The sequence below is a fragment of the Methanosarcina sediminis genome, from assembly GCF_052056915.1.
In the GTDB taxonomy this organism is placed as follows: Archaea; Halobacteriota; Methanosarcinia; order Methanosarcinales; family Methanosarcinaceae; genus MTP4.
Genome location: NZ_CP195119.1, coordinates 3800096 through 3812478 on the forward strand (window position 1 = coordinate 3800096; position 12383 = coordinate 3812478).

General features: G+C 46.8%; 11 protein-coding genes. 1 reads left to right on the forward strand and 10 read right to left on the reverse strand.

Annotated features, from left to right (window positions below; all coding sequences use genetic code 11):
• Window positions 1–419: 419 nt before the first annotated feature.
• Window positions 420–938: a shikimate kinase gene (locus ACSAZK_RS16690; RefSeq protein WP_440955143.1), complete on the reverse strand. Its 519-nt coding sequence runs from the start codon at window positions 936–938 to the stop codon at window positions 420–422.
• Between the two features lie 480 nt (window positions 939–1418).
• Between ACSAZK_RS16690 and ACSAZK_RS16695 the strand changes: the two genes are divergently transcribed.
• The gene (locus tag ACSAZK_RS16695) at window positions 1419–1664 is read left to right on the forward strand and encodes a DUF2769 domain-containing protein (protein ID WP_440955144.1); all 246 of its coding nucleotides are present in this window, start codon (window positions 1419–1421) and stop codon (window positions 1662–1664) included.
• A gap of 47 nt (window positions 1665–1711) precedes the next feature.
• Here ACSAZK_RS16695 and ACSAZK_RS16700 read toward each other — a convergent pair whose 3' ends face one another.
• The 9 genes from ACSAZK_RS16700 to ACSAZK_RS16740 all read right to left on the reverse strand — a co-directional run bounded on the left by ACSAZK_RS16700 (window position 1712) and on the right by ACSAZK_RS16740 (window position 12077).
• The gene (locus tag ACSAZK_RS16700; RefSeq protein WP_440955145.1) at window positions 1712–2125 is read right to left on the reverse strand and encodes a hypothetical protein; all 414 of its coding nucleotides are present in this window, start codon (window positions 2123–2125) and stop codon (window positions 1712–1714) included.
• A 210-nt stretch (window positions 2126–2335) separates the two neighbouring features.
• The gene (locus ACSAZK_RS16705) at window positions 2336–3712 is read right to left on the reverse strand and encodes an acetate--CoA ligase family protein (protein WP_440955146.1); all 1377 of its coding nucleotides are present in this window, start codon (window positions 3710–3712) and stop codon (window positions 2336–2338) included.
• A gap of 641 nt (window positions 3713–4353) precedes the next feature.
• Window positions 4354–4887, reverse strand: a complete 534-nt coding sequence (locus ACSAZK_RS16710) for a tRNA (cytidine(56)-2'-O)-methyltransferase (protein ID WP_440955147.1) — start codon at window positions 4885–4887, stop codon at window positions 4354–4356.
• 142 nt (window positions 4888–5029) lie between these two features.
• The gene (locus tag ACSAZK_RS16715; protein WP_440955148.1) at window positions 5030–6559 is read right to left on the reverse strand and encodes an AMP phosphorylase; all 1530 of its coding nucleotides are present in this window, start codon (window positions 6557–6559) and stop codon (window positions 5030–5032) included.
• A 38-nt stretch (window positions 6560–6597) separates the two neighbouring features.
• Window positions 6598–6804, reverse strand: a complete 207-nt coding sequence (locus ACSAZK_RS16720) for a hypothetical protein (RefSeq protein ID WP_440955149.1) — start codon at window positions 6802–6804, stop codon at window positions 6598–6600.
• A gap of 356 nt (window positions 6805–7160) precedes the next feature.
• Entirely contained in the window at window positions 7161–8042 is an 882-nt protein-coding gene (locus ACSAZK_RS16725) for a DMT family transporter (protein ID WP_440955150.1), read from the reverse strand.
• Window positions 8043–8546: 504 nt separating this feature from the next.
• Window positions 8547–8768, reverse strand: a complete 222-nt coding sequence (locus ACSAZK_RS16730; protein WP_440955151.1) for a hypothetical protein — start codon at window positions 8766–8768, stop codon at window positions 8547–8549.
• Window positions 8769–9627: 859 nt separating this feature from the next.
• Window positions 9628–10803: an ABC transporter permease gene (locus ACSAZK_RS16735; protein WP_440955152.1), complete on the reverse strand. Its 1176-nt coding sequence runs from the start codon at window positions 10801–10803 to the stop codon at window positions 9628–9630.
• 137 nt (window positions 10804–10940) lie between these two features.
• Window positions 10941–12077 (reverse strand): hypothetical protein, encoded by a 1137-nt coding sequence (locus ACSAZK_RS16740; protein WP_440955153.1) that lies wholly within the window; start codon window positions 12075–12077, stop codon window positions 10941–10943.
• Between the last annotated feature and the right edge of the window lie 306 nt (window positions 12078–12383).

Sequence of the window (12383 nt, forward strand, 5' to 3'; positions counted from 1 at the left end):
AGATTTTGATTAGAAAAGAACATTAACAGATTTTGATTAGAAGAGAAAATTAACAGATTTTGATTAGAAGAGAAAATTAACAGATTTTGATTAGAAAAGAACCTTAATAGATTTTTGATTAGAAAAGAACCTTAATAGATTTTTGATTAGAAAAGAACCTTAATAGATTTTTGATTAGAAAAGAACCTTAATAGATTTTTGATTAGAAAAGAACCTTAATAGATTTTTGATTAGAAAAGAACCTTAATAGATTTTTGATTAGAAAAGAACCTTAATAGATTTTTGATTAGAAAAGAACCTTAATAGATTTTTGATTAGAAAAGAACCTTAATAGATTTTTGATTAGAAAAGAACCTTAATAGATTTTTGATTAGAAAAGAACCTTAATAGATTTTGGTTCCCAAAGATTTTTGAAACCTTCAGCACCGGGAATCGGGCAAGCTTTCAAGCCCTTCAAGAATTTTTTCCACGACAACGGGAACTCGTTCGTAGCCCTTCACCTTTACTGTCATGTCAGCATATTTCCTGTACAGGACAAGCCGCTCCTCGAAAAGTTCCCTTAGGCTTCTTTCCTTGAAGCCGACAAGCCCCCTCTTAGCCGGGTTTCGGATCCTTCGTACTATATTTCTGAAGGAAGTGTCCAGGAAGATGATCGTTGAGTTCTCTTTCAGGAAATTCATTGCTTTTTCAGAATAAACCACACTCCCTCCCGGAGAAATGATGGAGTCGCCCCTTAAATCAAGGCTGAGCACGGCTTCCTCCTCCAGCCTGACAAGAGCGGAATCCCCGCGCGTGTCAATAAGGGCCTGTAAAGACATACAGGTTTTTTCCTTAATTAACGAGTCAACGTCAATAAAAGTGCAGCTCAGGCGTTTTGCAAGCGCCTTTCCAATCGTGCTTTTTCCGACACCTGCCATACCTATCAAGGTTATATTCATGCGACTTTACCCCAAAACTTCCGGAAAACAGGGACCAAAGCTTCCAGCCCTGATAAACTCCCCATCTATAAATTCTCCTTCAATGTATAAATTTTTGCCTGTGTAAATATATAAACTCTTGATATATAAATCCTTCAACATTATATTTTATCTCAAAGAGATTGAATTTTTCACATGGAACCCTACAGAGTTTGCAAGGATCGTTCAGGGGCTTGATACAGAATCTCAAATTAAAAGAAAAAAAGGGAAGTAGAAAGGGAAGTAGAAAGGGAAGTAGAAAAGAGTAAAAAGGGAAGTAGAAAGGGAAGTAGAAAAGAGTAAAAAGAATAGGAAAATCCGCAGGAAGCGGAAATGGAAATGAAAATGGAATACAATGCACATATTTATACACAAATAACACCAATATGAAAAATAAGGGAACAGGATTATGAAATAAGGGGTGGTCAAATACTTGATAAAACCATCAAGAAATACGGAAACATGAGCCCGGAAGAAATCGAATCTGCCAGGAAGGAGGTCCGGGAACTCTGCATCTGCAGGGAATGCCCGACCTGGGACGAATGTGCAAAAGAAATCGGTTTTTGTTTTCCCGGGGTCGGGAAAAACAGGTGCATCAGGAAAGACCTGGGATGCATCTGCGGGAGGTGCCTGGTAAGCGAAAAGTTCGAGTTGAACCAGGAGTACTACTGTATCATCGGACCGCAGAAAGAAAAGTGGGGTCTATGAAAAAGGTCTATGAAGAATTTGCTTTATGGGAACAAGAACCGGAAATTTTACTTTCGGGGATGATTCTCTTTTCTCTTAGTGTGAGGAGTGAGAGGGTTAAGTTCACCGATGCACTTTTCAATCTCTTCGGAAGAATTGCCAAATGCAGAAATGCACTCCGAAAATACAATCCTGGTGCCTGAGGCATAATGCTTCAAGAAACCCTTTGTTGTCAGCTTATCCACATGTTCCAGGGAGACAATTGCAAGGTACATGAGAAGCCTTATGAAAAAAACGAGATGCAGCACGAGCATCTTGACCCAGGGGCTGTCCGAGCTTATCGCCATCCCGCAAACCCAGTTGCAGAGTTTCAGGGAATGGGAAAGTAACCTGATCTTGTAAAAGTGGAAGAATACAAACGATAAAATAAGGAAAACGGCACAGCCTGCTGCCAGATGTATATCTTGCGACGCTAAGTCCATATGATTCATAGACCCTTACTTTTCACTATTATTTTAATGTATGCTTTTTTAGGATCTGGACTCTGATCAATTAAAGTTCCATTAAAATTCCCGATACAGACAGAGTCCGGGGGCCGGACGGAGATTCATGTTCGATTCCGGCTTGAGGTTCATTTTCAATTAGCTCCGGTTTAAACCCGGCACCCCTTTGAATTTTCGATTATTGGGTTTTTAGCGCCCGTTCACTTTCCTGCCCCCGGCCAGGATCGCAGCTGCCCTTGCCGCACTTTCCGGCGTGACGAAGACCGGCATGCCTTTTCTTTCGAACTCCCCGGACATCTTCCGGGTGAAATTCCCGCCCGGAGAGCAGATAAGTACCGGCTTGTCGTATTCATCTGCAACGGCCTTCAGCTTATCGACTATCCCTTCGCTCAGCAGGGGAGGTCCCCAGAGCACGGCCACTATGGCGATGTCGTATTCGGCCCCGAAGCCCTCTTTAAGAGCATCAGCATAATGGTCGTCCCAGCCGTTTCCGGTAATGTCGATGGGGTTTCCCACGGCTGCAAAGGACGGGAGTTTCGATTTCAGGTGGTTTATTCTTTCTTCGGAAAGCTGGGGCACGGAAAGGCCCAGGCTTTCACAGGCGTCGGCAATCCCGATCCCGATTCCGCCCCCGTTTGTGATAATAAGGACGCGGTCCCCCCTGCCCGGGCTGTAGGAGTTCAGGACCCTGCAGGCATCTTTGAGTTCCTCATAGCCTTCCACCTCGATGATTCCGGTTTTCCGGAAGGCAGCTTCATAAGCCTCATACCTGCTTGCTGCAGCTCCGGTATGGGAAGCCGTGGCCTTGAGCCCTGTATCCCTCTTCCCCACCTTGACCGCAACTACCGGCTTCGTTTTAGTGCAGCGGGAAGCAACGTCCAGAAAACGCGTGCCGTCTTCTACGGACTCCACGTAGAGCACCACATACTTCGTTGCCTCGTCTTCGGAGAGGAAAGCCAGGCAGTCGGTCTCGTCCACGTCCACCTTGTTCCCGTAGCTTACGATCCTTGCGATTCCTATGCCTTCCGAAGCGATCTCGTCCACGATCATCGAAGCAAAAGAGCCGCTCTGGGTAAGGATGGAAAGCCCACCCCTGTCCGGGCGCTTAACCCGTTCCCGCGTTATGAAAAAAGTGTCCAGCTTTGAAACAGTGTCGTAGATGCCCAGACAGTTCGGGCCTATAACCCTGATTCCTTTAGCCTCTGCCAGCCTTTTCAGTTCTGTTTCAAGCTTTTCCCCTTCTCCTTTGATTTCCTTGAAACCGGAACTAACCACTACAGCCCCCCTGACGTTTTCGAAATCTTCATTCATAACCTCGATTACGCCCGGAGCCGGGACCGAAAGGACGGCAATGTCGATTATGTCATCAATTTCCCCGAGGGATGCATAGCACCTGAGCCCTCCGATCTCTTCGTACCTGGGGTTTATAGGATAGATTTTCCCTTCAAACCCGATTTTTTCAAGGCTCTCGAGTATGGTATAGGAAAGGCTGCTGGGTTTAGGGGAAGCCCCTACCAGAGCAATAGACCGGGGATTAAAAAAGAAATCAATATCATTCGAACTCATGCTCTCTCCTGAATATCTGCTCATTTCACACTGCCGGGAAAGGATGTGGGAAATAAAAATTGTTATTTTTCCGACTGTAGAATTTCCCCAAATTTAATAAGTATTTCTTTTTGTACTGATGCACGGAAAAGTCCCCTGAAGTCTGGAAAAAAGATATTGGAACCAATATAAAAACGAGTAGAGACAAGATAAAAATGAATAGAAAGCAGATGAAACGAGTCGAAAATAGATAAAAAACAAGCAGAGACCGCATAAAAAACGTATGGAAACAAAATAGAAAACCTTCAGGGGAATTGAAGGAGATGTCCGGGAAAACAAAGGTTTGAAAAGGAAACTTTCCTGACCCCTGCAACCTGGATTCCAGCTCATCTCCCCAGCCCGAAACCATTCCCGGTCCCCGCTTGCTTGCCCTGGCGAGCAGGAATGGAAACGGAGAAAATTCGGCTCTGCAGTTAATTTTGGAGGAATCTATCTGCCCCTGTAGACAGTTTACAGTATGTCAAACTTATATTTAACACTTTTCTTTTAATATGTAATAATAAATCTCATCAAAATTAAAGAATTTGTTACTCTAGCCGAAAATTTCCTGCAGAAACAAATCGAAGACAAACACAAAATATACCCTGAAGGAAAACCGGTTTTCAGTCCCTTACTTTTTCAATTACTTTTTTACCGCATTCCATGGGTATGATGGTCAGCTCCGCATCGGAGAATTCCTTTTCGAGCGGGTCCTCTTCCGCAATCCTGTCCAGGGTCAGGGCCAGAGCTGTTACCTCGGAATGGGGCTGGCTCCCCACTGCCACGTTCCAGTCAGCGAGCTGGTAGATTTCAGGAGGGACCTTTTCCGCTCCCACGACCAGCATCAGTTTCTCACACTGTTTAAGTTCGGCAGTGACGTCCGGGAGGTTGACCCCGTACATGGAGAGGTGGCAGACTTTCCCGCCTTCTTCTTTCCATTTCCGGATTTCCTGTTTGAAGTTCACATCATTTTTAACATAAAAATTCCCGCCCCAGCGCTCGACAACGCCATCAAGGCTTTTCACAATCCCCGGGTCATTTGAGGCCAGAAGCATCCCTTCGGCCCCCAGCAACCGGGCTGTGAGCCCTACGTGAGTGGTTATTCTTTTGTCCCTTTCAGGTCGATGTCCTAGGCGGAGCAGTACTATCCGTTTCATATCCGTGCTAAAACCCCTACAAGGTATTAAAATTTCACTGTAAGAAAGGAAAAAGAATTGAGATTCGAAAGGAAAAAAGAGAAAAAGAAAAGGAAAAAATTTAGATTCAAAAGGAAAATAAAAAAGAAAGGAAAAAGTAATTTCACCCGCCAAACCCAAAGGTTCCTCCAGGAACTCTCCTGAGCAGCATGCCCTCAACTACTATCGGGTTCGAGCGCTGGGCAGTAACCAGTGCAGTGTCGAGCTTGAATTCCTTTTCCGCATAGACGGTGAGGATAGGGTCACCTTTCTTTACGGCTTCCCCGAGTTTCTTGTGGATCCTGACGCCTGCGCCCTTGTCGTTCGGGGCTCCGGCAAGCCTTGCGATCTCGACGATCCACTTGTTGTCAAACTCGATAACATAGCCGTCAGCGCTGGCACAGATGTTAGCGGTATACTGTCCGACCGGGATGTCGTCAGGGGAGACGTTCGGGTCCCCGCCCTGGGCTTCGATGATCTCCTTCATCTTCGCAAAGGCTTTGCCGTTCCTGAGCGTTTCCATTGCAAGTTCCTTGCCGTGGTCTCTCGGGGCAGCTCCTCCCATCTCGAGCAAGATGCCCGCAAGCGCTGCGCTCTTTTCGATCAGGCTGTTCGGGCCTTCAAAGCTTTCGAGTGCTTTTAGAGCCTCTCTGACCTCCAGTGCCGGCCCTACCGTCCGGCCTATGGGAGACGAGCCGTAGGTGATGGCGCATTCCACGTTCATTCCGAGCCTGTGCCCGAGGTTAATCAGGTCCCTTGCGAACTTCTGTCCTTCCTGCACATTTGCGACCTTGGTCCCGGGTCCCGTTGGGATGTCGATTACAAGGTTTTCCGCCCCGATTGCCCCTTTCTTTGCCATGATAGAAGCGAGCATCTGGCAGTAGGGGTCAATGGAAAGCGGGTATTCCGCCCTGATGAGCTTATCGTCCGCGGGGGCGATGTTCGTGGCCCCTCCCCAGACGAGAGCCCCGCCTACCTTCTCGGATATTTCCTTGACCTCCTGGGAAGTGAACTCGACCTCTGAGAGCACCTCCATAAGGTCCGCGGTCCCCCCTGCCCCGGTAATGGCCCTGGAGCTGGTCTTGGGGATCATGAGCCCGTTTGCGGCCACAATCGGGACTACAAGGAGGGAGATCTTGTTCCCGGGCACCCCTCCGATGGAGTGTTTGTCCATCACCGGGTGGGTATCAAATTCAATCGTATCCCCGGTATCGATCATAGCCCTTGTCAGCCATTCGATCTCATCGTCACTCATGCCGTGGATGTAGGAAGCCGTCATGAAGGCCGAAAGCTCGATATCGCTGAGGTTTTCTTCCACAACGTCGTTTACGACCATGTAGATATCTTCCCGGGTCAGGTGCTGCTTGTCCATCATCTTCTTGATTACCGCGCCCGACTTCGAACGAAGCGCCGGGAAAACCTCCACAGGCTTATCCCAGCCAGGTTCCAGGTGCTCATAGACCTCGGTAAAGACCCCGAGGGTACCCTGCTCCACCATATCTTCCGTGGTGTCCACGATAGCGGAGATGCTCTCGTGGCCTCTGAGGCGCACCCTATCTCCGGGATTTACTCCCAGTTCCTTTGCGTCGGCAGTATTGAACATCACTTTATGCTGCCCGATTTTTATGTCAAAATGCTGTAGTTTTAACTGCATGAGTAACCACTTTTTCAGTCCATTTTCTCCATTTCAATTTAATCAATATGATAGACTCTATGAAACTTCAACTTCATAAAACTTCCAGCCATATTCTCTAAGTATCTGTATTCCCACACCTCAGTATTAATCCAGCATCTCAGTATTGAATCCCGCATCTCAGTATTGAATCCCGCATTCCAGTTTCTGTGTTCCCGCATCCCAATATCCCCAAGCTCGGCATCCACTGGCCTGGCATCTGCCAACTCAGTGCCTGCAGCCAACCACACAACCTGCAATAAAAAGGGAAGGCAGCTATTCAAACAACGTACATTCCTGTTAACCCGTCATATTATTTGGCTCCTCGTTTTTTGTGTGCGTAACCATCACAAAAACAGAAGCGGTCTTGAATTGAAACTTATCTTATCCACGAGAAATGGTGAAGAGCCTATTATTTTAATAATTTCAAACAGGGCAAAAAAGAAATGAACGGAAGAAACAAAATGAACGGAAGACCCGGAAACAGGCATTTTCTAAAAAAACTTATTGAAATTATCCAATTTGTTATCTCCGCAGACGAGAAGCCCCTTTCTCGACTCTGAAAGAAGTAGAAAGGGAGAGTTCACTTTCGTTCCTGGATCAGCACCACAGCCACAAGCACGAGCAGGACCCCTGCAAGCTGCCAGGAGGAAAGCATTTCCCCGAAAAAAAAGACCCCCACCAGAGTCCCGACTACCGGTTCCACCGTAGCCACAATGGATGCCCGGCTGGACTCGACCTCCTCAAGGCCTTTTGTATAAAGGAGATAGGCAAAGACTGTGGGAAAGAGCCCCAGCCCCAGAAGGTAGAGCCAGAAACTGGCGGTTGAAAAGGCCCAGCCCATATTACCAAGGCCGCTCACCGGAAGCAGGGCCAGGCTTGCGAAAACAAATGTGTAGGTTGCAATGGTCATGGTATGGTACTTTTCAAGGGCGGCTTTCCCGAAGATGCTGTAAAGGGCATATCCCAGACCCGACCCTATGCCGGTAAGGAGTCCGAGCCCGGACAGGGAAAAGGCAGAGGAAGCCCCGAAGGAAGGAAAATATCCGGTAACGAAAGCACAGCCTGCAAAGGTCAGCCCCAGGGAAAAGACCTTTTTTGCTCCCAGCTTTTCCCCGAAAAAGATGCGGGAAAGGACTGCTACGAAAGCCGGGGCAGTGTAGAGCAAAATAACGGCAACTGCGATTGAAGTTTCCTTCATGGTGGTAAAGTAGCAGAAATTAAAAAACGCAAGACTGAAGATGCCTGTCCCCACAAAATAAAGCGAGTCCCGGAACCTGATCTTCAAGAGTTCGGGACGGGTGAAAAAAAGGTACACGATCATGATCAGGGCTGCGGCAAAGACCCGGAGAGACACCACCTGCAGGGGACTGAAACCAAAACCATAAAGCCCCCTGACAAAGAACCCTATGATTCCCCAGAGGGTTGCCCCTGCAATAATCAAAAGATAAGCCCTTTTTTCCATTTTTGATCGACCATCCCGAGAACCGTAAAGTTCCAGTAAAATATTTTCCCGGCACATGTTCTTCCAGGCAAAGCCCTTTTCGGTTTAACTGGAAAAAAGCCTGAATACGTATTGAATAATGTGATGAATACCTGTGGTGAATAATGTAATATCAAAGCAAGAAACAAGCTCAGCCTCCACCTGCATGCAGGCAAGATACATAAGGATTTCCCAGAAGTGAACCGAAAAAAAACTGAAAAGACTTCAAGGAAAAGTTTCCGGTCCAGGTCAGGCAGAAAAAATAATTGTAAAAGTGGAGAGGAAGTGGAGAAAATAAAAGAAGAAAAGAGGGAGAAAAAGAAAAGGGGAAGACGATGAAGAAGAAGAAGAAAAGAGGGAGAAAAGAAGATGGAGAAAAAGAAAAGGGAAAGAAGATGAAGAAGTGGAAAAGGGAGAAAGTATTAGATTAACTGTCAGAGCCAAATGTTAAGAACAGGATAGGCCGGAATTTTCCATATTATATATTCAGAGGAACTCAAGGCAGAGGCAGACGTAATATTCCCTTGCTATCCTCCTGGTCCAGTCGGGCAGCAGGCAGTACCTGTCCACTACAAGCTCGTTCATGTAATAAAGGGCTTCCTCAGTCCCGCATTTGCTGAGCCTCCTTATAGCTCTTCTCCTGCCCAGGAGGGAATTGTTATTGTCCAGGGCTGCAAGGTAAAATTCGTATTCTTTACTGTTGCCCATCACAGCATAAATATATGTATTTGAATATAAATATTTGTATTGAATGTAAATAAATAAGATATGTTAACAAAAATAATAAGTTCTCTTTACGATCTTCAAACAACACCAAAAGCCTGGCTTGAGGAAGAAAACAGGGAAGTGAAAAACCGACAAGAATGCTTCCGCAAACAAAATTAAAACAGAAAGAAAAAATGAGAATTCCCAATAGGTGATCAGCCTCAGGGAATCCCCCACTCAAAGTTCGCGCTATGCAACAAAGTAGCATGCCAATTTATCATAGGATACTATATATAGTTTCCGAAATTCTTTTGAAATGACTGAAATATTTTTTAAAGCCAGGTTGACCCGGTCAAATTAAAGCAGACGAATCGGCCGGGTTGCGACAGTTGAATTGTAACAATCTAATTTAATCAAGGTAGTTTTATTGCTACAGTCTAGTTTAATTGCAACAATTGGCTTGCAACATCCAGGGTCTCGACGGTTAAACGATGTCAAAACTGTAAAAACAAAATCAGGAAAATGATAAGGAACAAATATCCTTATGTTAACGCATTAGAATAGAGATATGAGAAATTCTCATCAGTGGTCAGTTGATGAGAATTCCTGCACAAGGTCCTTTTTGTTCGCTATGCTATAGGAAGTATGTGAACAAGGGTAAGAAAAAGATATATAATTACCGGGGATAAATTTTCAACCCGGTTGACTTATTTATCCACGTGGAACATTACAATGCCGTTAATATATTAAAAGTGGTTGAATTTTTTAAGGCAGTTTATTTTTTTAAGGAAAGATAAAAAGAAATCGGACTTGGGGGTCAAAACCCGATGTTCCGACAGAAGAGCGCCTTTCCGGCAGAAGATCACCTGGAACTGATCGCCTTCACAGGATCCAGTTTTGCAGCCTGCTGTGCAGGATAGATTCCCGCAATAAGGTTCAGCAGGAAGACCGCAATAATGATTAAGATGATGTCCTCGGGGCGGATGACTACCGGGATGGAGCTGATGCCTCCGAACTGTTCGGCGAACTCCACGCCTTCTGGATATTCATATTCTCCGATCCAGAGAGATATGACGATGCCGATAAGAGTCCCGAAGAAGGCCCCCAGGAAACCCAGAATGCCGCTCTGGAGAAGGAAAATCATTCTTATACTTGAGACAGAGGCACCCATGGCGCGGAGCATGCCTATCTGGCGGGTTGCGCCTATTACGGAGAGGTTCAGGGTGCTGACCACGCCAAAAGAAGCTATGATCACGATAAGGCCGAGGGTGATGCTGTTTGAGGTCCCCTCGATAGCAAGGGTGCGCAGGATCTCGGGGTTTGTCTCGGTCCAGCCTTTGGCTTCATAGCCAGTCTGTTCGATTTCGGCAGCGAGTTCCCTGTCTTTATTGAAGTCTTCGATCTGGACGGAGATCCCGCTTACCACGTCCGATACGTCGTAAAAGTTCCGGGCAGTCTCGAGAGAGCAGTAGGCAAGGGACTCGTCCAGAGGAGACCCGGTGTGGAAGATCCCTACAACCCTGAGGGAAAGAGGGTTTGCATCAGGGAAGGAAACGTCCACGAAATCCCCAAGTTTGACTTCGAGCCTTTCCGCGAGTTTCGAGCCAAGGACCACGGTGTTCCGCGAAAACTCAAGTTCCCGGAAGTCGCCCTCCACCATGTCGCTTTCTATTTCACTGATTTCGTTCTCCCGAGAGGGGATCACGCCCCTCAGTTCGACGTTCCGGGAATTGTCCTTGAAATTTAAGGAAGCCTTACCTGTCAGAAAAGGTGAAACCGCTGTGACGCCTTCGATTGAATTTATTTCCTCCATCAGAGTTCTGTAAAGGTAGATGTATTCCTCGTCTTCTGTCGGGGAGACCGAGACATGAGGGAGTTTGTCCACCGTGGTGTCATAAAGTTCATCGGTAAACCCTACCATGAACGCCTGGGAAATGGTGAGTACCATCACAGCCAGGGCTATCGCTCCTACGGAAAGAAGGGTCTGGAATTTCCTTGCCCGGATCTGTCGGAGGGCGATAAACAGTTCGTAGCGCATGGGAATTCACGGTTTCCTTATTGATTATTCGTTTACTGATTTTTGTTTGACCTGCAAACTTAAATTACCAGTTTAACCTGCAAAATTGACCTGCAAACTTAAGCTGCTGAAATTAGGTATTTGGGCCGGCATTACATTTAGCTTCGTTTCCTGAAAAGAACCGCAGAAACACCAAGTACTGCCAGTACCGCAGCGGCAGAAAAGCCCGGGAGACCTCCCGCACCGTCTTCTTCCGCAGCTCCGTCTCCCGTACCTGCAGAGTCTGAATCGCTTCCATCAGCTCCGTTCACATAGGAGTAGGACGACAGGTCAGACTCGATAATTGTCTCCCTGCGCTCGATCACGTCCCCGTCTTTGCCTGTTAGTTCGATCTCGAGCCTGTAAACACCCCTGGGAAGCCTCTCCTTCCAGGCGACTTCAACGGTCTCATCGTCGTCTGTCAGCAGCACGGGCACCCTTTCCCGGGCTGAATCAAAAGTCCTGGCTGTTTCGGAAGCGGCATTTTCGCCCAGTTCGTAGACAGTAAATATCAGGTTCCCTTCGAAAGGCACCTGGGACCTGCCAAAGACGGTTGCACTTGCCCCGGTCTCGTCTTCGTAAATATCAGTAATTTCTGCATCATCCTTCGCTGTGAAACTTTCCGTAGCTGCGATAAACTCCCGCCTCGGGGAATAGACCTGGATCTTCACCCTTCCCAGGTATTCCCTGTTGTTTTCAAGCAGGGTGCCCCAGGCTGCTGAGAAAGCTTCAGGGGAACCTGTCAGGGCAACTTTCTCGGACCTTGTCGTGTACACAACGTCCGAACCGTCAACAAGCATGTACTCGATATCGAAGAGCACCGGTTCATTGGGAGAGATTACCACACTGATCCCTTCGGAATTAGGGACCAGGTCATTGACCCTGACCCTGGAAATGGAACGGCGCCCGTAGACAAATTTGTACTCAGCCTCGGAAAGTAGCTCCTTATCCCGGAACAGGCGGGCTTTAAGGAGGTATGAACCGTCTTCAGCTCCCTTTACATCCCAGAATCCCACCTTTATAACCCTGGTGTTTGCGGGTATTTCCTCAACTGAAAAAACTTTCTTTACGAGCACCTCCTCGGTGTTACCCTCAGTCCTGACAAGAGAGGTTTCAAGGGTCAGGTCTTCATCCGGCACCTCCGAATAAACAGTCACATCAAAAGATTCGAGGTCACTGTAGAGCTCGGATATGCGGGGCATGCCCGCGTCCCCTGCCTGAAGGGTTTCGGCTGCAAAGGCTGGCTGTACCGGCATGAGAAGAAGCAAAATGAATAGGAAAAATACGGCTTTCATGGTCTTTTTTCCCCGGATTCGATACCAGAAAGATTGCTTTGATCTTATTTAAAAGAAGTGCAATCCCAATTGGCAACCTTGAATTGGCAACCCTGAATTGGCAACCCTTAATAAAACTCAAGCACATCCAGGAAAGAGTGAGGAAGGGATTGGGTTCAGAAGAAATTGAGATCCGAAAAAACAGAAGGCTTTAAGGAAGCAAATCCCGAAAGAAACAAAGATTGAGAAAGGAAAAAATAATGTGTAAAAAGACGGCTTTTTTAAAGA